This is a genomic window from Escherichia sp. MOD1-EC6021 (assembly GCF_002965245.1).
Taxonomy (GTDB): domain Bacteria; phylum Pseudomonadota; class Gammaproteobacteria; order Enterobacterales; family Enterobacteriaceae; genus Escherichia; species Escherichia coli_F.
Genome location: NZ_PTRU01000001.1, coordinates 382162 through 407912, shown reverse-complemented (window position 1 = coordinate 407912; position 25751 = coordinate 382162). Strand labels below are relative to the sequence as shown.

Below are 25751 nucleotides of genomic sequence, written 5' to 3'. Positions count from 1 at the left end.
CTTCGATCTTACATATTCAGAATATAATGGTGCCGCCGCGAACGCCTGATGCGACGCTTTACGCGTCTTATCAGGCCTACAGGACAGGTCACCTGGTAACCTACATCTTCTCCAGCAACTTCTTCACATCTTTGCCATTGCGGGAATCTTTATTCCGCTCGGCCCAGTCATTCAGGCGACGTTTCGCTTCGTCCTGTAGATGTTTGCGCAGTAACTGATCCACTTGCAGACTGTAATTGAGTTGCTGCCAGTTGCCATAAACCCGCAGCGGTACTGGCGTTTCTTTGAGGAAATCAATCAGTTTGCTTTCCCCGTTCCAGCCACCCACGACCCGAATATCAAACTGGGTGTCGCAGGTTTGATCTGCCAGATTCAACATGCCTTCCCCTGTCAGCGCCAGCACAGGCGATTGACCTTGCATGTCGTTTAACGTCACGACGCCATCCTTCAACGTCAAATCGGTGGTAAAGCGGTCAAGCCGCGTCACGTTATCAAAGTTTTCAGCGGCCTTCACATCACCGCCATTACGCTCTACCGCTTGCTGAATCATCTGCTGGAAGTTCATCCCTTCCATGCGCGTGTCGGTCATTTCGACATGTGCCTGTCCTTGCCAGTTGTGGCGGAATGCGTCGGCATCTATGTCAGCACCGGAGAAATCACCAGCCAGTGACATTTTTCCGGTCAACGAAATCGGATAGTTAAACGCCTTCAGAATGGTACCAATCTCAACGTTTTCCAGCCGTGGCTGGAAGTTTATCCGCGGATTTATTGATGTCGCGTCCAGCGTGCCCGGCAGTGAAACCTGTCCACCGTTAAGCTTGCCCTGCAGTTGAGTAATTTCCAGCAAACCCGACTTGTTGGTCATTTGCGTGGCAACATCTGTAAAATTCATTCCGCGCCAGCGCACGTTACTGGCCTGCAACAAAATATCAGCCGTAAAGCCTTGCAGTCCCTGATATGCCGGTTCATCAATACGCGAAGAAATGACCGGGCGCGGCAATGTTGATTGGCTCTGCCCCTGCTGCGCGGCACCGTTTTCACCATTCGCTGTTTCATTAAGCGGGATGAGGTTGTCAAGATTCAGTTGCGGGAATTGCAGTCTCAGCTGCCATTCAGGTTTCTCTGTCAGCGTGACCTGTGCTTGCCCGCTCAGCGTGCTGTTATTGGCGGTCAAGCTGATTTGGTTAAATGAAAGGCGTTTATGTGACTCCTGCCACTGGGCCTGGAAACTCCCCTGCCCCTGAATACCTTGTTTTGGTAAATCTGCACCCTGCAACTGCCAGTTAATTTGTTCAATAGCCGCCGTTAAATCATGCGGATAATCAGAAGCATCTACCGTACCGTTAAGGGATATCGTGAGATCGCGCTGATCGCGATTAACCCGCCCGGAGAACTCAAATGAGCCACGATGTTGGGGATCTTGTTCCATTTGCAGGCGGATATTGCGGATTGTCACCTGCTCGTCATCTTCATGCTGGAACACCAGCACGCTGTCCGCCACCTTAAGACTGGATATATCAAACGACCATCCGCGATCGTCTGACAGATCCGGCAAGGTATTGTCGCGCGGTGCAACCGGAGCGTCTTCACTGCGCACCGCTTCCGTCTGCGGCGTCAGTTGGATCACTGCCCCTTTTAGCATCACCTGCTTAACGCTCAGTTGATGACTCAGTAGTGGTAAAAGCGCCACGTCCAGACGCATGTTGTCGGCGCGAACCAGTGGCTGGCTTGCGCCCTGGGCGGTGAGAGACATTCGCCCGGAGAGGATACTAAGCTGCGGCCAGACGTGCCAACGCAGTGGCCCGTCGAGCTGCAATTGATAACCGCTACGTGCAGCAACTTGCTTGACCATATAGTCGCGGAAATCATTCGGATTCACCAGCAACACTAACGCAGATAACCCGGCCACCAGCACGACCAGGAGTATCATCAGCGTCGTCAGAAATCGTCTCATGGTATCCTCAATGGGCCTGAATTAGTCTTTATCGATTCGGCTGGCTACCGCGCCCTGCTGGTTGCGATATTTCGCATCTTCACGGCGGTTGTAAGGTCGCGCCGCCGGGCCGGAAAGCGGCTCAAAGCTCAGCGCACCAATTAACATGCCCGGACGCAGCGCCAGCGGCAGCTTACCGGAGTTGTAGAACTCCAGCACAATGCAACCAGACCAGCCCGGATCGATACGGTGCGCGGTGACGTGCACCATCAGCCCCAGACGCGCCAAAGAGGAACGCCCGTCCAGCCAGCCCACCAGATCGGCTGGCAGCGTCACCGACTCCAGCGTCACCGCCAGCGCCAGCTCTCCTGGGTGAAGATAGAACGCCTCGCCCTCGTCGAGAACGATCTCATCGCTCATCACGCGGTCAAGCGCGGCGCTCACTTCATCTTTGGGACCGCTCAGATCGATAAACGCTGCCGTGTGACCACGGAAGGTACGAAATTTATTGCCCAGGCGTACATCCACCGTCGCGCCGTTAATACGCTCCACTGGCGGACGTGGGTTGATCGACAAACGGCCTTCATCAAGCCAGGCTTCAATATCTCGGTCACACAGACGCATGGCATTTTCTCCTTTCGCGCATCACTCCCTTAACGCCAATTACGTCAAGGGCATACCAGGTTATCACTGAACGGTACACAATTTATCAAGCTTATTCAAAGAACTGACTTATTTTCGCTTTCAATATATCGATCGCGATGCGGTTTTTCCCGCCGCGCGGCACGATAATGTCCGCATATTGTTTAGAAGGCTCAATGAATTGCAGGAACATCGGGCGCACGGTTTTTTGATATTGCGCCATCACGGAATCCATTGAACGCCCACGCTCGTTAACGTCACGCTTGATGCGGCGCATCAGGCAGATATCCAGCGGGGTATCAACGAAAATGGAGAAGTTAAGTTCGTCACGCAAACGCGCATCCGTCAGCAACAAAATGCCTTCGAGAATGATGACCTTCTTCGGCTCAACCGTCACCGTTTCTTTCATACGCGTATGTTCAACATAGCTGTAAACCGGCAGGTCAATTGCCGAGCCGCGTTTCAACGCTTGTAAATGCTCAAGCAACAGGCTGTGATCCATCGCGCTGGGATGGTCGTAGTTGGTCTTAACGCGTTCTTCCATCGACAGATGGCTTTGATCTTTGTAATAGCAGTCTTCGGGAATTACGCCGATGTGTTCATCACCGACTTGCTCACGTAATTCACGATAAAGGGTACTGGCAATAAGACTCTTGCCGGAAGCCGATGCGCCAGCGATACCGATAATGACGCACTGATGAGACTGATCAGTCATATATTTAGCGACCTGATTAACCTGGATGTTAGGAAGGGGGCGACGAAGCGCCAAACGCGGCAATTATAGGGATTTCATCCGTCTGATACCAGTCGAATAGCGTTGCCGCGCGCTCAGAGTTAATTGTTGACAAAGAATTCCCGGTGGCAAATTACGTTGATCAGTTTTATGTAAGGTAAAAAATGTTATACGCAGTTGCGCAAATTATCCGCCTTTACGTCACTTTATGAGCAATTCGCATATAAAATGTAAAACTTTTGTACTAGCATAAACATAGAAACGAATACTGGCGACCTGGTCTTGCGGATAAAGCGGTAATGAGCAAACAATCACAGCATGTATTAATTGCCCTGCCCCACCCGCTGCTTCACCTGGTCAGTTTAGGTTTAGTCTCGTTTATCTTTACCCTTTTCTCGCTTGAGCTTTCGCAGTTTGGCACCCAACTCGCCCCACTGTGGTTCCCGACGTCCATCATGATGGTGGCGTTTTATCGCCATGCCGGGCGCATGTGGCCGGGAATTGCGCTGAGCTGTTCGCTGGGAAATATCGCCGCATCCATCCTGCTTTTTTCCACCAGCTCGCTGAACATGACCTGGACGACCATCAATATGGTTGAAGCCGTGGTCGGGGCAGTGCTGCTACGTAAATTGCTGCCGTGGTATAACCCCTTGCAAAATCTGGCTGACTGGCTGCGTCTGGCACTCGGCAGCGCCATTGTTCCGCCTCTGTTGGGGGGGGGTCTGGTTGTCCTGCTGACGCCCGGAGACGATCCTCTCAGGGCATTTTTGATATGGGTACTGTCAGAATCCATCGGCGCTCTGGCACTGGTGCCGCTGGGATTGTTATTTAAACCACACTATCTGCTGCGCCATCGCAACCCACGGTTGCTTTTTGAGTCGCTGCTCACGTTAGCCATCACACTGACGTTAAGCTGGCTTTCGATGCTGTATCTGCCGTGGCCTTTTACTTTCATTATTGTGCTGTTGATGTGGAGCGCCGTGCGCCTGCCACGAATGGAAGCCTTTTTGATCTTCCTTACCACGGTGATGATGGTGTCGCTGATGATGGCCGCGGATCCCTCCCTGCTTGCTACGCCGCGTACATACCTGATGAGCCATATGCCGTGGCTACCGTTTTTGCTGATCCTGCTGCCCGCCAACATCATGACCATGGTGATGTATGCCTTTCGTGCGGAACGCAAACACATTTCCGAAAGCGAAACCCGTTTTCGGAACGCCATGGAATATTCCGCTATCGGTATGGCGTTAGTGGGCACCGAGGGACAATGGCTGCAAACCAACAAAGCGCTCTGCCAGTTTCTCGGGTACAGTCAGGAAGAGCTGCGCGGACTCACCTTTCAGCAACTGACCTGGCCGGAGGATCTCAATAAAGATCTCCAACAGGTTGAAAAGCTGATAAGCGGTGAAATAAACACCTATTCAATGGAAAAACGCTACTACAACCGCAATGGCGATGTTGTCTGGGCGTTGCTTGCCGTCTCACTGGTGCGCCACACGGATGGCACGCCGCTCTATTTTATCGCTCAGATTGAAGACATTAACGAGCTAAAACGCACCGAACAGGTGAATCAGCAACTGATGGAGCGCATCACGCTGGCTAACGAAGCGGGCGGGATTGGCATCTGGGAGTGGGAGCTGAAGCCGAATATTTTTAGCTGGGATAAGCGGATGTTCGAGCTGTATGAAATTCCTCCGCATATCAAACCGAACTGGCAGGTGTGGTACGAGTGCGTGCTGCCGGAAGATCGCCAGCATGCCGAAAAAGTGATTCGTGATTCGTTGCAATCACGCTCGCCCTTTAAGCTGGAATTTCGCATTACCGTAAAAGACGGTATTCGCCATATCCGCGCCCTCGCCAACCGGGTACTGAATAAAGAAGGCGAAGTCGAACGCCTGCTCGGCATTAATATGGATATGACCGAGGTTAAACAGCTTAACGAGGCATTGTTTCAGGAAAAAGAGCGCCTGCACATTACGCTTGATTCCATCGGTGAAGCCGTGGTCTGTATTGATATGGCGATGAAAATTACCTTTATGAATCCAGTGGCGGAGAAGATGAGCGGCTGGACGCAGGAAGAAGCGTTAGGTGTTCCGCTCCTGACGGTGTTGCATATTACTTTTGGCGACAACGGACCATTAATGGAGAACATTTACAGTGCCGACACCTCACGTTCCGCGATCGAACAAGATGTGGTGTTGCACTGTCGGAGCGGCGGCAGTTACGACGTGCATTACAGTATTACGCCGTTAAGTACTCTGGACGGCAGCAATATTGGTTCGGTTCTGGTGATTCAGGACGTTACCGAATCACGCAAAATGCTGCGCCAGCTGAGCTACAGCGCCTCCCATGATGCACTGACGCATCTCGCCAACCGCGCCAGTTTTGAGAAACAACTGCGTATCCTGCTGCAAACGGTAAACAGTACACATCAGCGACATGCCCTGGTGTTTATCGATCTTGATCGCTTTAAAGCGGTGAATGACAGCGCCGGGCATGCGGCGGGTGACGCTTTACTGCGCGAACTGGCGTCGTTGATGCTGAGTATGCTGCGCTCCAGCGACGTGCTGGCGCGACTCGGTGGTGATGAATTTGGTCTACTGTTGCCAGACTGTAATATCGAAAGTGCGCGTTTTATCGCTACACGCATTATCAGTGCCGTGAATGATTATCACTTTATATGGGAAGGCCGTGTGCATCGGGTAGGTGCCAGTGCCGGGATTACCTTGATTGATGACAACAATCATCAGGCGGCAGAAGTGATGTCGCAGGCTGATATCGCCTGTTATGCCTCCAAAAATGGTGGACGGGGCCGGGTGACGGTTTACGAACCACAGCAAGCTGCCGCACATAGCGAACGGGCGGCGATGTCGCTTGATGAACAGTGGCGGATGATTAAAGAGAATCAGTTGATGATGATCGCCCACGGTGTCGCTTCGCCGCGGATCCCGGAAGCGCGTAATTTGTGGCTGATTTCACTTAAGCTCTGGAGTTGCGAAGGCGAGATTATTGATGAACAAAAATTTCGTCGTAGCTTCAGCGATCCGGCACTTAGCCATGCTCTTGACCGACGGGTATTCCACGAATTTTTCCAGCAGGCCGCAAAAGCGGTTGCCAGTAAAGGCATAAGCATCGCCCTCCCTCTTTCCGTTGCCGGTTTGAGTAGCGCCACGCTGGTGAATGATCTGCTTGAGCAGCTGGAAAATAGCCCTCTACCACCACGGTTATTACATCTGATTATTCCGGCTGAAGCGATTTTAGATCACGCAGTAAGCGTGCAAAAACTGCGGCTGGCGGGATGTCGGATAGTGCTCAGCCAGGTGGGCCGCGATCTGCAAATCTTCAACTCGCTGAAAGCGAATATGGCAGATTACCTGCTACTTGATGGTGAGTTATGCGCCAACGTGCAGGGTAATTTGATGGATGAGATGCTGATTACGATTATTCAGGGGCACGCTCAGCGACTCGGGATGAAAACCATCGCCGGGCCAGTCGTTTTACCCTTAGTGATGGATACGCTTTCTGGCATCGGCGTCGATCTGATTTATGGTGATGTGATTGCCGATGCCCAACCGCTGGATTTGCTGGTGAATAGCAGTTATTTCGCGATTAACTGAGGGAGCGTTTGCCCATTGCCTGATGCGACGTATCAGGCCTACAATTCGTCCGTTCCGTCTGGTTGCCAGCCTTCCGTATACCAGATATGCAACAGCGCATAAGAACGCCAGGGCTTCCAGCGCTCGGCATAACGGCGGATTTGTGCCGGTGTCATCCCCGGAAATCGCTGTTTAATCAGATAATCATCCGGCAGAAAAACATCTTTCGCCTGCCAGCCACGCAAAGCGAAATAATTCGCCGTCCAGCGCCCGATACCCGGAAAAGTTTGCAGCGTTTTCATCGCCTGCTCCACATCGCCCGGAATTGTCATTGGTAAGCTGCCCTCCAGCGCCGCATTTGCCAGATGAATCAGTGCCTCTGCCCGTTTCAACGGCATGCCTAACGCTTTTAATGCCTGCGGGTCGGCTGCTGCCAGCCGCTGAGGCGTGGGGAAGCAGATATACTCCGGAAAATCATCCAGCCGTTCGCCATAAAGCTGTACAACTTTGGCAGTCAATTTTGCCGCCATCGCCACGCTCACCAGTTGGCCTAAAATCGCCCGCACACCCTGCTCAAAAGCATCAATACAGCCGGGTAAACGCAATCCGGGCCGCGCCGCGCCTAACTTGCCCAACGCACCGTTAACAATCTGCGGGTTACATTGCAGATCAAACAGGCGGCTCATTTTCGCCAGACACTCAGCGGCAACGGGTTCTAAACCTGCACTTAAATTTATGTGCAGAGTATGGCGGGCTATATCCGGAATAGCAGTCACCACGCCGCGATATTCGCCCACCGCCAGACTACGGGCATAATAATCCTCAGCGACCGTTTCCACACCACTCACCGCACGGGCGGCGAGAAATCCCAACATCCACGACCAGTCATACGGCGGCTGCCAGTTCAGGGTATACATCGCATCTCCTTATTCATCCGCTTTCAGCATAAACGTTATTCAGACGCTACGCTTTGCTTTCATATTCCGGTTGTCGCGACGGCAACATTTCGCTAAAGTCACGCCCCTTCTTCACCGGCATGGGGATTAATTCGTGTTTATTGGTTTTGATTACGGTACAGCAAACTGTTCAGTGGCGGTCATGCGTGACGGTAAACCGCAATTACTGAAAATGGAAAACGACAGCACGCTGCTGCCTTCAATGCTTTGCGCGCCAACGCGTGAAGCAGTAAGTGAATGGCTGTACCGCCATCATGATGTTCCGGCAGACGACGATGAAACGCAGGCGCTGTTACGTCGGGCGATTCGTTATAACCGCGAAGAAGATATCGATGTTACGGCGAAAAGCGTGCAGTTCGGTCTTTCCTCACTGGCACAGTACATTGATGATCCAGAAGAAGTGTGGTTTGTGAAATCACCAAAATCGTTCCTCGGTGCCAGCGGCTTAAAACCGCAGCAGGTAGCGCTGTTTGAGGATCTGGTCTGCGCAATGATGTTGCACATTCGCCAGCAGGCGCAGGCGCAGCTGCCAGAAGCGATTACTCAGGCGGTGATTGGTCGCCCGATCAACTTCCAGGGGCTGGGCGGCGATGAAGCAAACGCCCAGGCGCAAGGGATTCTGGAACGCGCGGCGAAGCGTGCCGGATTCAGGGACGTGGTATTCCAGTACGAGCCGGTCGCGGCTGGGCTGGATTACGAAGCCACCTTGCAGGAAGAAAAACGGGTGCTGGTGGTGGATATCGGCGGTGGTACGACTGACTGTTCATTGCTGCTGATGGGGCCGCAGTGGCGTTCGCGTCTCGATCGTGAAGCCAGCCTGCTGGGTCACAGTGGTTGCCGTATTGGCGGTAACGATCTGGACATCGCACTGGCGTTTAAAAACCTGATGCCGTTACTGGGCATGGGTGGCGAAACCGAAAAAGGCATCGCCCTGCCGATTCTGCCGTGGTGGAATGCGGTTGCCATCAACGACGTACCTGCGCAGAGTGATTTCTACAGTAGTGCCAACGGTCGTCTGCTTAACGATCTGGTACGCGATGCCCGCGAACCGGAAAAAGTGGCCCTGCTACAGAAAGTCTGGCGTCAGCGTTTAAGCTATCGCCTGGTGCGTAGCGCAGAAGAGTGCAAAATTGCTCTTTCAAGCGTAGCGGAAACCCGCGCCTCACTGCCGTTTATCAGCGATGAACTGGCTACGCTGATTAGCCAGCAAGGGCTGGAAAGCGCCCTCAGCCAGCCACTGGCGCGGATTCTGGAACAGGTGCAACTGGCCCTGGATAACGCCCAGGAAAAACCGGACGTTATCTACCTGACCGGCGGTAGCGCCCGTTCGCCGCTGATTAAAAAAGCGCTGGCAGAACAGTTGCCGGGAATTCCGATTGCAGGCGGCGATGACTTTGGCTCCGTCACCGCCGGGCTGGCACGCTGGGCGGAAGTGGTGTTTCGTTAAAAGAAAATGGCTCAGCAGCGGCTTAAATCTGCCTGCGCCTGAGCCAGTTTTTCTGCCGCCTGACGTAAAGGTTCCATCAACGGCATGGTCCGTGCTGGAGCATGAAGGCGGAATCGCTGCAACTCTGTCGCGCCGACAGTCAACGTCGATTCCAGCCGATGTCGTTTGGCGGTCATTTTCGCCATTACCGCTTGTCTGTCTGCTGGCGTTATCGCTTCATTCGGCCTGAACACAAAACGGCGTTCACAGCTCGCTTTCCAGTCGATAACCGCCTGGGTCAGATGGTCGCCAAACCCTTTCACTTGCTTAACGCCACGACGGGTAACATCTGCGGCTGTTTCAATACCAAAAGACCGTAACGCCGCTTTACGCGCAGGGCCAACGCCGGGAATAGAGGCAACATCAATAAAAAATCCCTCCAGAAACTTCTGCTTCTGCCGTTCCCTTGCAGTGTCATGAAGTGCTGCCAGAGCGCGTTTCTCTTCTTCCGGTAACCCGAGAATTTCGTCCTTCATTTTTTCGAGCATCGTCCGTTTGGCGATAAAACCTTCCAGGCCGCCTACCTGCTGGATCTGGCGGACTAAATGGTCATAGTCCATTTTCGCACGATTAAATGCCTCACGGCGTTGCTGAACTTCTGCTTTGTACGCTTTGCTTGTCAGACTGCCAATAATCCAGATAGCCGCCAGCACAGGAACCAAAATAATATAACGCGGTTCTGCCTGAAGGCCGCAAAGCAGCAGCGATAATGCTGACAGTGCGATCTCAAGCAGAATGATGTATTCGCGCCGTAACAGGCCTAAAGGAAGCGGCCTGCCAGTCGGTTGGAAATGATCGGGTAATGGCAGTTGCAATGCTGGCGGTGCTACTGACGCCATCACCATCGCCCAGACTTTTGCCAGCACAAAATCCCCGCCGGTGGTAATGACCTCTTCGCCGAGATCAATAAAATAGATAACACCTTGATTATCCAGCGCACACCATGGGCAGTCAGCCAAATGACCGGGATAAACATGCATTGCCGAAACGGTACATTTCTTTAACTGTTGGCGCAGAGAATCAAGTGCCGCTACCCACGCTTTAGCCGTCGGACGCCCGGTTGCCACGCCACTTTCCGTGAATGCCTGCTGAAACATGGCTTCAACATCACTCGGTAACATCGATAGCGGAATCGATCGTGGCGGCGGTTTTAAACCACGTCGCTGATTATCTGACGCGTAGGCATAACGGAAATGGGTAATATCCGTCTCCAGCGCATTACCCGCATCAGAGATAAGCGGCACACCAGAATAAGGATGCCGGCCACCAAACAAGACGTGAAAAATCAGCAACGCAAGGCCAAAATTATCGTGATTTTCTGTGCGTTCAAAGCCGACAAATGACGACAAGGTTTGTAGCTCTGGCGGCGTAAAATGCGACACGCCGACTTCGCATAAATGCAGTGTGCCATTGGCGTTAATCTGAAAGGAGTCGCTATCAATCAACACCACTTTGCTGTCGCGACCTACCATAAAACTGTTCTGGTTTACGTCACCCACGACGTGCCCGTGCTCGTGAACCGTAGCAAAAGATGAAGCAATATTGCGCGCAACATAGAGTAGAAAATCCCACGCCCAATGAGGGTAACGTTGACGACGATGTGCCGGGCTATAGATCATATGAATCGGTTCTTTACCAGAAACTTTTGGCATCATAAAACCGATAACTTTTCCGCCTCGTCCACCGTGAAGCGTTGCCTGCGGCCAGGCGACATAATTCAACAATTGCGCGTCAGCTGTCGCAGCCATAAAGGCAAGTTTGTCCTGTTTTAAGGCGGGTGGCGGCGTGTGATAAATCTTGGCGACGCTATCGACAAACTCATTGATATCATAAACCGCGCCTTCACCGCCTTTGCCCAGTTCAAGACCGAGAGTGGTCATTTCACCTGTTGATGTAAATACTTTTATATTTGTCTTCATAATGTTTCAAGGGCAGCAATATTATATTTCAATGAATAATAACACTGCCCATTATAATTATTTCTATATGGGAAGAGCCCACTCAAGAATAAAAATGATAATGTAATTTCATCAGGATACAATTCAATTCCAACCTGATAATGATTCACTTCCACAGGTTTTGCTAACTTTTACTACACAGAGATTCTGGAGAAAAAATGAAAAAGATATTACTCATGTTGAGCCTGCTATTTTTTACTACCGCGGGCTTTAGTGAAGTTTCGGATACGTTAGTGACAGGAGGTTATGATAAACAAGCGATGTCTGACGCGATTAAACATGCGCGGAAAGAAACCGATAAATTCATCGAGGTTATGAATAAAAAAGATGCCGATACTTTCGCAGTCAAAGCCCCGATAACCGATCACGGAAGAACCGAGCATTTCTGGCTCACGGATGTCACTTATTCTAACGGCATGTTTATTGGCGTAATCAGCAATGACCCTGGTATTGTTACAAACGTAGAATATGGCCAGGAGTGGAAAATCAAGAAAGAAGATATTTCAGACTGGATGTATACGCGCGGGGATAAAATTTACGGCGGTTATACCATTGATCCTTTATTGGTCACCTATCCAAAAGAAGAAGCCGACGAGCTTAGAGCAAAATTAGTTCGCTAATCAGCCGTTATATTTATTGTTTAAACTGGCGGTTGAATTGTTGTCTTCAACCGCCATGAGAAACTCACTCTGCCCACAGCGCCAGTGCTAACGTTTTATCATCATCGGTACGCTCGTTTACCGCTGGGCTGGACAAAAACTGCTTTAACAATTCAGGTAATAAATCGAGTTGTTCCTGCGTTGCTGACGCCAGTCCATTGAAAAACGGGGTAAAGAAAGGCACATGTGGAGAATTATCCAACATATTTAACGCCAGTCGCTGGATACCATCCGTAAATGCTGCAACTTTATGCACACGCTCAGTGCTGGTGAAAGTTTCCAGTCTGGAAACGGCATCTTCATCGGTAATGAAGTGCGTCATATTGGCATATTCACCCACCATCGGCGTAAGCGGCAATTGCAGACCATGACCGAAATCTACCACCACGCCGCCATCGCCAATCTGCATAATCAAGGTGCCATTAGCCGATGAAATCAATCCCATAAACGTGCAGGCAAAATCGCGAACCGCTAATTCTTTGGCCTCTGCCTCGGCAAAAAGTCGCTGACGAATAGTCAGCACAATATCCGTGGCGAGGAAATCATTAAGCCCCAATTCCCCACCCTGCACTTTTTGCGACATATAAGCCATCGCTTCATTGACGGCGAGCATCGCGCCTTCGCCACCCTGCGAGACGCTGCCTGCACCATCAGCAAGAAACATCACCAGTAATGGTTGCTGATCGTTTAACCAGGCAACCTGCATCTGGCAGGCATCCTGACAAGGTAAATCAGCGCTAATGTGCGACGTTCCAACAGCGGATGCATAAACCAGACGCCAGCTCACACTGACGTCCAGCCTTTTGGCGCTTCCAGCACAACTTCCGTTCCCGGCGTGGAGCGGGAAACCGAACGCAGCGAACTGGATAACCAGCTAAACAGTTCACGGAATTGTAATCCTTGCAGAGGCAAAGGCTGACGAACGCTGATTTGTGCCAGCGTCTTCATATCCGCCCCCTGAACACCGATGGAAAAGAAGGCAAACTTCTTATCTTCTTCCCCCTGAAACACTTTGTTGGCGGCAGCCTGCCACTCATCGGTTGGAGCGCCATCGGTGATCAGGAAAATCCACGGGCGATAATACGAAATACCATTTGCGCGGTACTCACGTTTCCTCTCTTCAACCATATCCAGGGCTTTGGTAATGGCGGCCCCCATTGGCGTATCCCCCTGGGCAAACAGGATGGGCGGGAAAAAGTTAGCGGCGCTGGTAAAGGGTTGTTCCACATGCACCGGGCCGAACGTCACAATGCCGAGTTCCACTCTTTTTAAAGCCAGCGGATCGGCAAGCAGTTCATCACGAAAGGTCACCAATCCGGCGTTAAGTTCATTAATAGGTCTGCCGCTCATCGAGCCAGAAACATCCAGCAGCAAAATGCAGGGGCAACGTGGTTCCGGGTTACTGGCAAAATCGCTGGTGGCAAACGTGATTTGTTCGCTCATAAGAAATCCTTTCTTAGAGAATTATTGAGGTCCGGTATCATACCGACTGCAATAATGAAATAAGAACAAACGAAGAAACTTTCAGAATTAGGCCCGGCGGCGTAGATAATTTTGCTATTCGCCTCGCAAGAACGGAGAGCCGTCGATTGACACTAAGGGCGGAGTGACATAATTTCAGGAGTGAGGGTTAGGGAGAGGTTTCCCCCTCCCCCTGGTGTTCTTAGTAAGCCTGGAAGCTAATCACTAAGAGTATCACCAGTATGATGACATGCTTCATCATAACCCTTTCCTTATTAAAAGCCCTCTTCTTCGGGAGAGGCTTTCCCGTTTCAGCGTCCCGCTGAAATCATCGGCTTACCTCCTTTCGCCCTGAATGCAGTCTATCGCTAACGCGTGAATAAAATAGTTTCCTCTGTGATTATTGCGTAACGACTCGCAAAGAATATTTGCTGGCAGGATCGCAGACTACAAAGCCTGCGGATTGACAATCTTATCGTGAAGGCATACTTTCAGGAGTGAGGGTAGAGCGGGGTTTCCCCCGCCCTGGTAGTCTTAGTAAGCGGGGAAGCTTATGACTAAGAGCACCACGATGATGAGTAGCTTCATCATGACCCTTTCCTTATTTAAGGCCCCTTCCTCGGGAGGGGCTTTCCCGTTTCAGCGTCCCGCTGAAATCGTCGGCTTACCTCCTTTCGCCATGCACTTAGTCTATCGCTGACTTGCAGATAAAATAGTTTCCAGTGTGATTATTGCGTAACGTCTCGCAAAGAATATTTGCTGGCAGGATCGCAGACTGCAAAGCCTGCAGATTGACAATCTGACCGTGAAGGCATACTTTCAGGAGTGAGGGTTGAGCGGGGTTTCCCCCGCCCTGGTAGTCTTAGTAAGCCGGGAAGCTTATGACTAAGAGCACCACGATGATGATCCACTTCATCATGACCCTTTCCTTATTTATGGCCCCTTCCTCGGGAGGGGCTTTCCCGTTTCAGCGTCCCGCTGAAATCGTCGGCTTACCTCCTTTCGCCATGCAAGCAGTCTATCGCTAACGCGTAGATAAAATAGTTTCATGTGTTATTACTGGATGCGTGCTCGCAAATGTGCCCGCCATTCAGACGATTCCCGATAGTGTTTCATAATTCCTCCATTTTTCTCCCTTATTGGCTGGCTACACTAGTATCATTCCGCGAAACGTTTCAGGAAGAGAAACTCTTAACGATGAAAGGCAGTTATAAATCCCGTTGGGTAATCGTAATCGTGGTGGTTATCGCCGCCATCGCCGCATTCTGGTTCTGGCAAGGCCGCAATGACTCCCAGAGTGCAGCCCCAGGGGCGACGAAACAAGCGCAGCAATCGCCAGCGGGTGGTCGCCGTGGTATGCGTTCCGGCCCATTAGCCCCGGTTCAGGCGGCGACCGCCGTAGAACAGGCAGTTCCGCGTTACCTCACCGGGCTTGGCACCATTATCGCCGCTAATACTGTTACGGTGCGCAGCCGCGTGGACGGTCAACTGATGGCGTTACATTTCCAGGAAGGCCAGCAGGTCAAAGCAGGCGATTTACTGGCAGAAATTGACCCCAGCCAGTTCAAAGTTGCATTAGCACAAACCCAGGGCCAACTGGCAAAAGATAAAGCCACGCTTGCTAACGCCCGCCGTGATCTGGCGCGTTATCAGCAACTGGCAAAAACCAATCTCGTCTCCCGTCAGGAGCTGGATGCCCAACAGGCGCTGGTCAGTGAAACCGAAGGCACCATTAAGGCTGATGAAGCAAGCGTCGCCAGCGCGCAGTTGCAACTCGACTGGAGCCGCATCACCGCACCAGTCGATGGTCGCGTTGGTCTCAAGCAGGTTGATGTTGGTAACCAAATCTCCAGTGGTGATACCACCGGGATCGTGGTGATCACCCAGACGCATCCTATCGATTTGCTCTTTACCCTGCCGGAAAGCGATATCGCTACCGTCGTGCAGGCGCAGAAAGCCGGAAAACCGCTGGTGGTAGAAGCCTGGGATCGCACCAACTCGAAGAAATTAAGTGAAGGCACGCTGTTAAGCCTCGATAACCAAATCGATGCCACAACCGGTACGATTAAAGTGAAAGCACGCTTTAATAATCAGGATGATGCGCTGTTTCCCAATCAGTTTGTTAACGCGCGCATGTTAGTCGACACCGAACAAAACGCCGTAGTGATCCCATCAGCCGCCCTGCAAATGGGCAATGAAGGCCATTTTGTCTGGGTGCTGAATAGTGAAAACAAGGTCAGCAAACATCTGGTGACGCCGGGCATTCAGGACAGTCAGAAAGTGGTGATCCGTGCAGGTATTTCTGCGGGCGATCGCGTGGTGACAGACGGCATTGATCGCCTGACCGAAGGGGCGAAAGTGGAAGTGGTGGAAGCCCAGAGCGCCACCACTCCGGAAGAGAAAGCCACCAGCCGCGAATACGCGAAAAAAGGAGCACGCTCCTGATGCAGGTGTTACCCCCGAGCAGCACAGGCGGCCCGTCGCGCCTGTTTATTATGCGTCCTGTCGCCACCACGCTGCTGATGGTGGCGATCTTACTCGCCGGGATTATCGGTTATCGCGCCCTGCCCGTTTCGGCGCTGCCGGAAGTGGACTATCCGACCATTCAGGTGGTCACGCTCTACCCAGGTGCCAGCCCGGATGTCATGACCTCTGCCGTTACCGCGCCGCTCGAACGCCAGTTCGGGCAGATGTCTGGCCTGAAACAGATGTCGTCGCAAAGTTCCGGCGGTGCGTCAGTTATCACTTTGCAGTTCCAGCTAACATTACCGCTCGATGTCGCCGAGCAGGAAGTGCAGGCCGCGATTAACGCTGCGACCAACTTGTTGCCGAGCGATCTGCCTAACCCGCCGGTTTACAGCAAAGTGAACCCGGCAGATCCGCCGATCATGACGCTCGCCGTCACCTCAACCGCCATGCCGATGACGCAAGTGGAAGATATGGTGGAAACCCGCGTCGCGCAGAAAATCTCGCAGATTTCCGGCGTCGGCCTGGTGACGCTTTCCGGCGGTCAGCGTCCGGCTGTTCGCGTCAAACTTAACGCTCAGGCGATTGCCGCCCTCGGCCTGACCAGCGAAACCGTGCGCACCGCCATTACCGGCGCTAACGTTAACTCGGCAAAAGGTAGCCTCGACGGCCCTTCCCGTGCGGTCACGCTTTCCGCGAACGACCAGATGCAATCCGCCGAAGAGTATCGCCAGCTAATCATCGCCTACCAGAACGGCGCGCCAATTCGTCTGGGCGATGTCGCAACTGTAGAGCAAGGTGCAGAAAACAGCTGGCTCGGCGCGTGGGCGAACAAAGAACAGGCCATTGTGATGAATGTTCAGCGCCAGCCTGGTGCTAACATTATCTCCACCGCCGACAGCATTCGGCAGATGCTGCCACAGCTCACTGAGAGTCTGCCGAAATCGGTGAAGGTGACAGTGCTTTCCGATCGCACCACCAATATCCGCGCATCCGTCGATGATACTCAGTTTGAATTGATGATGGCTATCGCGCTGGTAGTCATGATTATCTACCTGTTTTTGCGCAATATTCCGGCGACCATCATTCCCGGTGTTGCCGTGCCGCTGTCATTAATCGGCACTTTTGCGGTTATGGTGTTTCTCGATTTTTCAATCAATAACCTGACACTGATGGCGTTAACTATCGCCACCGGATTCGTGGTCGATGACGCCATCGTGGTGATCGAAAACATTTCCCGCTATATCGAAAAAGGCGAAAAACCGTTGGCGGCGGCGCTCAAGGGCGCAGGTGAAATCGGCTTTACCATTATCTCGCTGACCTTCTCACTGATTGCGGTGTTGATCCCACTGCTGTTTATGGGCGATATCGTCGGGCGACTGTTCCGCGAATTTGCTATTACCCTGGCGGTAGCGATTTTGATCTCAGCGGTGGTGTCGCTGACCCTGACACCGATGATGTGCGCGCGGATGCTCAGCCAGGAGTCGCTGCGTAAACAGAACCGATTCTCCCGTGCCTCGGAAAAAATGTTCGACAGGATAATCGCCGCCTATGGTCGTGGACTGGCGAAGGTGCTGAATCATCCGTGGCTGACCTTAAGCGTGGCGCTCAGCACGCTGCTGCTTAGCGTTCTCTTATGGGTGTTCATTCCGAAAGGTTTCTTCCCGGTACAGGACAACGGCATTATTCAGGGCACTTTGCAGGCACCGCAATCCAGCTCCTTTGCCAATATGGCCCAGCGACAACGCCAGGTCGCGGACGTGATTTTGCAGGATCCGGCGGTGCAAAGCCTGACCTCATTTGTTGGCGTTGATGGCACTAACCCGTCGCTGAACAGTGCGCGTTTGCAGATCAACCTCAAACCGTTGGATGAACGTGATGATCGGGTGCAAAAAGTCATCGCCCGTCTGCAAACGGCGGTAGATAAAGTGCCGGGCGTCGATCTCTTCCTGCAACCAACGCAGGACCTGACCATCGATACTCAGGTCAGCCGCACCCAGTACCAGTTTACCTTGCAGGCCACGTCACTGGATGCGCTCAGTACTTGGGTGCCACAGTTGATGGAAAAACTCCAGCAACTGCCACAGCTTTCTGATGTCTCCAGCGACTGGCAGGACAAAGGGCTGGTGGCGTATGTCAATGTTGATCGCGACAGCGCCAGCCGTCTGGGGATCAGCATGGCGGATGTCGATAACGCCCTGTACAACGCGTTTGGTCAGCGACTGATTTCCACTATTTATACTCAGGCTAACCAGTATCGCGTAGTGCTGGAGCACAACACCGAAATTACCCCGGGCCTCGCGGCGCTGGATACCATTCGCCTGACCAGTAGCGACGGCGGCGTGGTGCCGTTAAGCTCAATTGCCAAAGTTGAACAGCGTTTTGCGCCGCTTTCCATCAACCATCTGGATCAGTTCCCGGTAACGACCATCTCCTTTAACGTGCCGGATAACTATTCGCTGGGCGATGCGGTGCAGGCGATTATGGACACCGAAAAGACGCTGAATCTGCCGGTGGATATCACCACGCAATTTCAGGGCAGCACCCTCGCCTTCCAGTCGGCGCTGGGCAGCACTGTCTGGCTGATTGTCGCGGCGGTGGTGGCGATGTATATCGTGCTCGGCATTCTGTACGAGAGCTTTATTCACCCGATCACCATTCTCTCGACGCTACCCACCGCAGGGGTCGGCGCGCTGCTGGCATTAATGATTGCCGGTAGCGAACTGGATGTGATTGCGATTATCGGCATTATTTTGCTGATCGGTATTGTGAAGAAGAACGCCATCATGATGATCGACTTCGCGCTGGCTGCTGAGCGCGAGCAAGGCATGTCGCCGCGCGATGCAATCTACCAGGCTTGTCTGTTGCGTTTTCGTCCGATCCTGATGACCACCCTGGCGGCTCTGCTTGGCGCGCTGCCGCTGATGTTGAGTACCGGGGTCGGCGCGGAACTGCGTCGTCCGTTAGGTATCGGCATGGTCGGCGGTCTGATTGTCAGCCAGGTGCTGACGCTGTTCACCACGCCGGTGATTTATCTGCTGTTCGACCGCCTGGCATTGTGGACCAAAAGTCGCTTTGCTCGCCATGAAGAGGAGGCGTAAGTGAAGTTTTTTGCCCTCTTCATTTACCGCCCGGTGGCGACGATTTTACTGTCGGTCGCCATTACCCTGTGCGGCATACTGGGCTTCCGTATGCTGCCGGTCGCCCCGCTGCCGCAGGTCGATTTTCCGGTGATTATGGTCAGCGCCTCGCTGCCCGGTGCGTCACCAGAAACAATGGCGTCTTCCGTTGCCACGCCGCTGGAGCGCTCACTTGGGCGCATTGCCGGAGTCAGTGAAATGACCTCCAGCAGTTCGCTCGGCAGCACGCGTATTATTTTGCAGTTTGATTTTGACCGGGATATCAACGGCGCGGCGCGCGATGTGCAGGCGGCGATCAACGCTGCACAAAGTTTGCTGCCCAGCGGGATGCCCAGCCGTCCGACCTATCGCAAAGCTAACCCGTCGGATGCGCCAATTATGATCCTCACGCTGACATCCGATACTTATTCGCAGGGTGAACTGTACGATTTTGCCTCGACGCAGCTGGCTCCGACGATTTCGCAAATCGACGGTGTCGGTGATGTCGATGTTGGCGGCAGCTCGCTGCCCGCCGTACGCGTCGGGCTGAATCCGCAGGCGCTGTTTAATCAGGGCGTCTCGCTGGACGACGTACGCACCGCCATCAGCAATGCCAACGTGCGTAAACCGCAGGGGGCGCTGGAAGATGGCACTCACCGCTGGCAGATCCAGACCAATGATGAGCTAAAAACCGCCGCCGAATATCAGCCGTTGATTATTCATTACAACAACGGCGGCGCGGTTCGTCTGGGCGATGTGGCGACGGTGACCGACTCGGTGCAGGATGTGCGCAACGCCGGGATGACCAACGCCAAACCGGCTATTTTGCTGATGATCCGCAAGCTGCCGGAAGCCAATATTATCCAGACGGTAGACAGCATCCGGGCAAAATTACCGGAGTTGCAGGAAACCATTCCGGCGGCGATTGATCTGCAAATTGCTCAGGATCGCTCCCCCACCATTCGCGCCTCGCTGGAAGAAGTCGAGCAAACGCTGATTATCTCGGTGGCGCTGGTGATTCTGGTGGTGTTTTTATTCCTGCGCTCGGGTCGCGCCACTATTATTCCCGCCGTTGCGGTGCCGGTTTCGCTGATTGGTACGTTTGCGGCGATGTACCTGTGCGGATTCAGTCTCAATAACCTTTCGTTAATGGCGCTCACCATCGCTACTGGTTTCGTGGTGGATGACGCCATCGTGGTGCTGGAAAACATTGCCCGTCATCTGGAAGCGGGGATGAAACCGCTACAGGCCGCGCTACAAGGTACTCGCGAAGTCGGCTTTACGGTGCTGTCGATGAGTCTGTCACTGGTGGCGGTGTTCCTGCCGCTGCTGTTGATGGGCGGATTGCCGGGCCGACTGTTACGCGAATTTGCCGTGACGCTTTCTGTCGCCATTGTTATATCGTTGCTGGTTTCTCTGACATTAACGCCAATGATGTGTGGCTGGATGCTGAAAGCCAGCAAGCCGCGTGAGCAAAAGCGACTGCGTGGTTTTGGCCGCATGTTGGTAGCCCTGCAACAAGGCTACGGCAAGTCGCTGAAATGGGTGCTCAATCATACCCGTCTGGTGGGTGTGGTGCTGCTTGGCACCATTGCGCTGAATATCTGGCTGTATATCTCGATCCCGAAAACCTTCTTCCCGGAGCAGGACACCGGCGTGCTGATGGGCGGGATACAGGCGGATCAGAGCATTTCGTTTCAGGCGATGCGCGGCAAATTGCAGGATTTCATGAAAATTATCCGTGACGATCCGGCAGTGGATAATGTCACCGGCTTTACCGGCGGTTCACGAGTTAACAGTGGGATGATGTTTATCACCCTCAAGCCACGCGACGAACGCAGCGAAACGGCGCAGCAAATTATCGACCGTCTGCGCGTAAAACTGGCGAAAGAACCGGGGGCGAATCTGTTCCTGATGGCGGTACAGGATATTCGCGTTGGTGGGCGTCAGTCGAACGCCAGCTACCAGTACACGTTGTTATCCGACGACCTGGCGGCACTGCGAGAATGGGAGCCGAAAATCCGCAAAAAACTGGCGACGTTGCCGGAACTGGCGGACGTGAACTCCGATCAGCAGGATAACGGCGCGGAGATGAATCTGGTTTACGACCGCGACACCATGGCACGGCTGGGAATCGACGTACAAGCCGCCAACAGTCTGTTAAATAACGCCTTCGGTCAGCGGCAAATCTCGACCATTTACCAGCCGATGAACCAGTATAAAGTGGTGATGGAAGTGGATCCGCGCTATACCCAGGACATCAGTGCGCTGGAAAAAATGTTCGTTATCAATAACGAAGGCAAAGCGATCCCGCTGTCGTATTTCGCTAAATGGCAACCGGCGAATGCCCCACTATCGGTGAATCATCAGGGATTATCGGCGGCCTCGACCATTTCGTTTAACCTGCCGACCGGAAAATCGCTCTCGGACGCCAGTGCGGCGATCGATCGCGCAATGACCCAGCTTGGGGTGCCTTCGACGGTGCGCGGCAGTTTTGCCGGCACGGCGCAGGTGTTCCAGGAGACGATGAACTCGCAGGTGATCCTGATTATCGCCGCCATCGCCACGGTGTATATCGTGCTGGGTATCCTTTACGAGAGTTACGTACATCCGCTGACGATTCTCTCCACCCTGCCCTCGGCGGGCGTTGGAGCGCTGTTGGCGCTGGAGCTGTTCAATGCCCCGTTCAGCCTAATCGCCCTGATAGGGATCATGCTATTAATCGGCATCGTGAAGAAAAACGCCATTATGATGGTCGATTTTGCGCTTGAAGCCCAACGGCACGGTAACCTGACGCCGCAGGAAGCTATTTTCCAGGCCTGTCTGCTGCGTTTTCGCCCGATTATGATGACCACCCTGGCGGCGCTGTTTGGTGCGCTGCCGCTGGTATTGTCGGGCGGCGACGGCTCGGAGCTGCGGCAACCCCTGGGGATCACCATTGTCGGCGGACTGGTAATGAGCCAGCTCCTTACGCTGTATACCACGCCGGTGGTGTATCTCTTTTTCGACCGTCTGCGGCTGCGTTTTTCGCGTAAACCTAAACAAACGGTAACCGAGTAAATGACAGATCTTCCCGACAGCACCCGTTGGCAATTGTGGATTGTGGCTTTCGGCTTCTTTATGCAGTCGCTGGACACCACCATCGTAAACACCGCCCTTCCCTCAATGGCGCAAAGCCTCGGGGAAAGTCCGTTGCATATGCACATGGTCATTGTCTCTTATGTGCTGACCGTGGCGGTGATGCTGCCCGCCAGCGGCTGGCTGGCGGACAAAGTCGGCGTGCGCAATATTTTCTTTACCGCCATCGTGCTGTTTACTCTCGGTTCACTGTTTTGCGCGCTTTCCGGCACGCTGAACGAACTGTTGCTGGCACGCGCGTTACAGGGCGTTGGCGGCGCGATGATGGTGCCGGTCGGCAGATTGACGGTGATGAAAATCGTACCGCGCGAGCAATATATGGCGGCGATGACCTTTGTCACGTTACCCGGTCAGGTCGGTCCGCTGCTCGGTCCGGCGCTCGGCGGTCTGCTGGTGGAGTACGCGTCGTGGCACTGGATCTTTTTGATCAACATTCCGGTGGGGATTATCGGTGCGATCGCCACATTGATGTTAATGCCGAACTACACCATGCAGACGCGGCGCTTTGATCTTTCCGGCTTTTTATTGCTGGCGGTTGGCATGGCGGTATTAACCCTGGCGCTGGACGGCAGTAAAGGTACAGGTTTATCGCCGCTGGCGATTGCTGGCCTGGTCGCAGTTGGCGTGGTGGCACTGGTGCTTTATCTGCTGCACGCCAGAAATAACAACCGCGCCCTGTTCAGTCTGAAACTGTTCCGCACTCGTACCTTTTCGCTGGGCCTGGCGGGGAGCTTTGCCGGACGTATTGGCAGTGGCATGTTGCCCTTTATGACACCGGTTTTCCTGCAAATTGGCCTCGGTTTCTCGCCGTTTCATGCCGGACTGATGATGATCCCGATGGTGCTTGGCAGCATGGGAATGAAGCGAATTGTGGTTCAGGTGGTGAATCGCTTTGGTTATCGTCGGGTACTGGTAGCGACCACGCTGGGTCTGTCGCTGGTCACCCTGTTGTTTATGACTACCGCTCTGTTGGGCTGGTACTACGTTTTGCCGTTCGTCCTGTTTTTACAAGGAATGGTCAACTCAACGCGTTTCTCCTCCATGAACACCCTGACGCTGAAAGATCTCCCGGACAATCTGGCGAGCAGCGGAAACAGCCTGCTGTCGATGATTATGCAATTGTCGATGAGTATCGGCGTCACCATCGCCGGGCTGTTGCTGGGACTTTTTGGTTCGCAGCATGTCAGCGTCGACAGCGGCACCACACAAACCGTCTTTATGTACACCTGGCTTAGCATGGCGTTGATCATCGCCCTTCCGGCGTTCATCTTTGCCAGAGTGCCGAACGATACGCATCAAAATGTAGCTATTTCGCGGCGAAAAAGGAGCGCGCAATGAAGTTCTGGCGACCCGGTATTACCGGCAAACTGTTTCTGGCGATTTTCGCCACCTGCATTGTCTTGCTGATCAGTATGCACTGGGCGGTGCGTATCAGTTTTGAGCGTGGCTTTATTGATTACATCAAGCATGGTAATGAACAACGATTACAACTGTTAAGTGATGCGCTTGGCGAGCAGTATGCGCAGCATGGCAACTGGCGCTTCCTGCGCAACAATGATCGCTTTGTCTTTCAGATCCTGCGTTCATTTGAACACGATAATTCGGAAGATAAACCCGGCCCGGGTATGCCACCGCACGGCTGGCGTACCCAGTTCTGGGTGGTTGATCAAAACAACAAAGTGCTGGTTGGTCCGCGAGCGCCGATTCCACCTGACGGTACACGGCGACCCATTCTGGTCAACGGTGCGGAAGTTGGCGCGGTGATCGCCTCCCCCGTTGAGCGGTTAACGCGCAATACTGATATCAATTTCGATAAACAACAGCGGCAAACCAGCTGGCTGATCGTCGCCCTGGCAACGTTACTCGCGGCGCTCGCCACCTTTCTGCTGGCGCGCGGTTTGCTGGCACCGGTAAAACGACTTGTCGATGGCACGCACAAACTGGCGGCGGGCGATTTCACTACCCGCGTAACGCCCACCAGTGAAGATGAACTGGGCAAACTGGCGCAAGACTTCAACCAGCTTGCCAGCACGCTGGAGAAAAACCAGCAAATGCGGCGCGATTTTATGGCCGATATTTCACACGAACTGCGTACGCCATTAGCGGTGCTGCGCGGTGAACTGGAAGCCATTCAAGATGGCGTGCGCAAATTCACGCCGGAGACGGTGGCGTCTTTACAGGCGGAAGTCGGTACACTGACTAAACTGGTTGACGATCTTCATCAGTTGTCGATGTCTGATGAAGGCGCTCTCGCCTATCAAAAAGCACCGGTAGATTTGATCCCACTGCTGGAAGTGGCGGGCGGCGCATTTCGCGAACGATTTGCCAGCCGTGGCCTGAAACTGCAGTTTTCCCTGCCAGACAGTATTACCGTATTTGGCGATCGCGACCGTTTAATGCAGTTATTCAATAACTTACTCGAAAACAGCCTGCGCTACACTGATAGCGGCGGCAGCCTGCATATCTCTGCCGAGCAGCACGACAAAACGGTGCGCCTGACCTTTGCCGACAGTGCGCCAGGTGTCAGTGACGAGCAGCTACAAAAATTATTTGAACGTTTTTATCGCACCGAAGGTTCCCGCAACCGCGCCAGCGGTGGTTCCGGGCTGGGGCTGGCGATTTGCCTGAACATTGTTGAAGCACATAATGGCCGCATTATTGCTGCCCATTCGCCTTTTGGCGGGGTAAGCATTACAGTAGAGTTACCGCTGGAACGGGATTTACAGAGAGAAGTATGACCGAGTTACCAATCGACGAAAACACACCGCGTATTTTGATCGTGGAAGATGAACCGAAGCTGGGGCAGTTGCTCATTGATTATCTGCGTGCTGCGAGCTATGCGCCGACGCTTATCAGCCACGGCGATCAGGTACTGCCGTATGTGCGCCAGACACCACCGGATCTGATCCTGTTAGATCTGATGCTCCCTGGCACCGATGGCCTGACGCTGTGCCGGGAAATTCGTCGTTTTTCTGACATTCCGATCGTGATGGTGACGGCAAAAATCGAAGAGATCGATCGCCTGCTGGGGCTGGAGATTGGCGCAGATGATTATATCTGTAAGCCGTACAGCCCACGGGAAGTGGTAGCGCGCGTCAAAACCATTTTGCGCCGTTGCAAACCGCAGCGCGAGTTGCAGCAACAGGATGCCGAAAGCCCGTTGATTATCGACGAAGGTCGTTTTCAGGCTTCATGGCGCGGTAAAATGCTTGACCTGACGCCTGCGGAATTTCGTCTGCTGAAAACACTCTCTCATGAACCAGGAAAAGTGTTCTCCCGCGAGCAATTGCTCAATCATCTTTATGACGACTACCGCGTAGTAACTGACCGCACCATCGACAGCCACATTAAAAACCTGCGTCGCAAGCTGGAAGCTCTGGACGAAGAGCAGTCTTTTATCCGCGCCGTCTACGGTGTCGGTTATCGCTGGGAAGCCGACGCCTGCCGCATCGTTTAACATTTTTACCTGCCGGAGAAGGCATTCACGCCGCATCCGGCAACATTATCCCGCGCATTGTCGGCTATCTGACATTATCTCTCCGCCCTGGCAAGCACCTGAAAATCGCTCATACTTTAATCGGCAAACAGTCCTTTTAGATGCTGT

The 25751-nt window shown here is 53.3% G+C and carries 19 protein-coding genes; 9 read left to right on the top strand and 10 right to left on the bottom strand.

Annotated features, from left to right (window positions below; genetic code table 11):
- Nucleotides 1–100: 100 nt before the first annotated feature.
- The 3 genes from asmA to udk all read right to left on the bottom strand — a co-directional run bounded on the left by asmA (nt 101) and on the right by udk (nt 3290).
- On the bottom strand, nt 101–1954 hold the full coding sequence (gene asmA / locus BEB54_RS01975; protein ID WP_001252344.1) for an outer membrane assembly protein AsmA: 1854 nt from the start codon (nt 1952–1954) through the stop codon (nt 101–103).
- Between the two features lie 21 nt (nt 1955–1975).
- Nucleotides 1976–2557 carry a dCTP deaminase gene (dcd, locus tag BEB54_RS01970; protein WP_001234767.1) on the bottom strand — a complete coding sequence of 194 codons (582 nt, stop codon included), beginning with the start codon at nt 2555–2557 and terminating at the stop codon, nt 1976–1978.
- 91 nt (nt 2558–2648) lie between these two features.
- A complete protein-coding gene (udk, locus tag BEB54_RS01965) occupies nt 2649–3290 on the bottom strand; it encodes a uridine kinase (RefSeq protein ID WP_001295424.1) in 642 nt (213 codons plus the stop codon).
- Between the two features lie 317 nt (nt 3291–3607).
- Here udk and BEB54_RS01960 point away from each other — a divergent pair, with 317 nt between their 5' ends.
- Nucleotides 3608–6925 (top strand): diguanylate cyclase, encoded by a 3318-nt coding sequence (locus BEB54_RS01960; RefSeq protein WP_000043794.1) that lies wholly within the window; start codon nt 3608–3610, stop codon nt 6923–6925.
- A gap of 38 nt (nt 6926–6963) precedes the next feature.
- Here BEB54_RS01960 and alkA read toward each other — a convergent pair whose 3' ends face one another.
- Nucleotides 6964–7821 carry a DNA-3-methyladenine glycosylase 2 gene (gene alkA, locus BEB54_RS01955; RefSeq protein ID WP_000288410.1) on the bottom strand — a complete coding sequence of 286 codons (858 nt, stop codon included), beginning with the start codon at nt 7819–7821 and terminating at the stop codon, nt 6964–6966.
- A 133-nt stretch (nt 7822–7954) separates the two neighbouring features.
- Between alkA and yegD the strand changes: the two genes are divergently transcribed.
- Nucleotides 7955–9307 carry a molecular chaperone gene (gene yegD, locus BEB54_RS01950; protein WP_000469734.1) on the top strand — a complete coding sequence of 451 codons (1353 nt, stop codon included), beginning with the start codon at nt 7955–7957 and terminating at the stop codon, nt 9305–9307.
- 11 nt (nt 9308–9318) lie between these two features.
- Here the strand turns inward: yegD and yegI are convergent, their stop codons facing one another.
- A complete protein-coding gene (gene yegI / locus BEB54_RS01945; RefSeq protein WP_000856114.1) occupies nt 9319–11265 on the bottom strand; it encodes a protein kinase YegI in 1947 nt (648 codons plus the stop codon).
- Nucleotides 11266–11462: 197 nt separating this feature from the next.
- Here yegI and BEB54_RS01940 point away from each other — a divergent pair, with 197 nt between their 5' ends.
- Nucleotides 11463–11924 carry a YegJ family protein gene (locus tag BEB54_RS01940; protein ID WP_000722348.1) on the top strand — a complete coding sequence of 154 codons (462 nt, stop codon included), beginning with the start codon at nt 11463–11465 and terminating at the stop codon, nt 11922–11924.
- 64 nt (nt 11925–11988) lie between these two features.
- Here BEB54_RS01940 and BEB54_RS01935 read toward each other — a convergent pair whose 3' ends face one another.
- The 5 genes from BEB54_RS01935 to BEB54_RS01915 form a co-directional block, all read right to left on the bottom strand.
- The gene (locus BEB54_RS01935; RefSeq protein ID WP_105282117.1) at nt 11989–12750 is read right to left on the bottom strand and encodes a PP2C family serine/threonine-protein phosphatase; all 762 of its coding nucleotides are present in this window, start codon (nt 12748–12750) and stop codon (nt 11989–11991) included.
- Nucleotides 12747–13406: a vWA domain-containing protein gene (locus tag BEB54_RS01930; protein WP_000003176.1), complete on the bottom strand. Its 660-nt coding sequence runs from the start codon at nt 13404–13406 to the stop codon at nt 12747–12749. Before BEB54_RS01930 ends, BEB54_RS01935 begins: the two co-directional genes overlap by 4 nt.
- A 220-nt stretch (nt 13407–13626) precedes the next feature.
- A complete protein-coding gene (gene ibsA, locus BEB54_RS01925; RefSeq protein WP_010723109.1) occupies nt 13627–13686 on the bottom strand; it encodes a type I toxin-antitoxin system toxin IbsA in 60 nt (19 codons plus the stop codon).
- 272 nt (nt 13687–13958) lie between these two features.
- Nucleotides 13959–14015 carry a type I toxin-antitoxin system Ibs family toxin gene (locus tag BEB54_RS01920; protein ID WP_001386899.1) on the bottom strand — a complete coding sequence of 19 codons (57 nt, stop codon included), beginning with the start codon at nt 14013–14015 and terminating at the stop codon, nt 13959–13961.
- A gap of 271 nt (nt 14016–14286) precedes the next feature.
- On the bottom strand, nt 14287–14343 hold the full coding sequence (locus BEB54_RS01915; RefSeq protein WP_012767741.1) for a type I toxin-antitoxin system Ibs family toxin: 57 nt from the start codon (nt 14341–14343) through the stop codon (nt 14287–14289).
- 278 nt (nt 14344–14621) lie between these two features.
- Here BEB54_RS01915 and mdtA point away from each other — a divergent pair, with 278 nt between their 5' ends.
- Genes mdtA through baeR form a run of 6 tightly spaced genes read left to right on the top strand, consistent with a single transcriptional unit; the run spans nt 14622 to nt 25604 of the window.
- Nucleotides 14622–15869 (top strand): multidrug efflux RND transporter subunit MdtA, encoded by a 1248-nt coding sequence (gene mdtA, locus BEB54_RS01910; protein WP_000678953.1) that lies wholly within the window; start codon nt 14622–14624, stop codon nt 15867–15869.
- Nucleotides 15869–18991, top strand: coding sequence for a multidrug efflux RND transporter permease subunit MdtB (mdtB, locus tag BEB54_RS01905; protein WP_001197868.1), 3123 nt, complete (start codon nt 15869–15871; stop codon nt 18989–18991). Before mdtA ends, mdtB begins: the two co-directional genes overlap by 1 nt.
- Nucleotides 18992–22069: a multidrug efflux RND transporter permease subunit MdtC gene (mdtC, locus tag BEB54_RS01900; protein WP_000667541.1), complete on the top strand. Its 3078-nt coding sequence runs from the start codon at nt 18992–18994 to the stop codon at nt 22067–22069.
- Entirely contained in the window at nt 22070–23485 is a 1416-nt protein-coding gene (locus BEB54_RS01895; RefSeq protein WP_000130875.1) for an MFS transporter, read from the top strand.
- Nucleotides 23482–24885 (top strand): two-component system sensor histidine kinase BaeS, encoded by a 1404-nt coding sequence (gene baeS, locus BEB54_RS01890; protein ID WP_105282116.1) that lies wholly within the window; start codon nt 23482–23484, stop codon nt 24883–24885. Before BEB54_RS01895 ends, baeS begins: the two co-directional genes overlap by 4 nt.
- Nucleotides 24882–25604: a two-component system response regulator BaeR gene (gene baeR, locus BEB54_RS01885; RefSeq protein ID WP_000137876.1), complete on the top strand. Its 723-nt coding sequence runs from the start codon at nt 24882–24884 to the stop codon at nt 25602–25604. Before baeS ends, baeR begins: the two co-directional genes overlap by 4 nt.
- Nucleotides 25605–25751 lie beyond the last annotated feature (147 nt).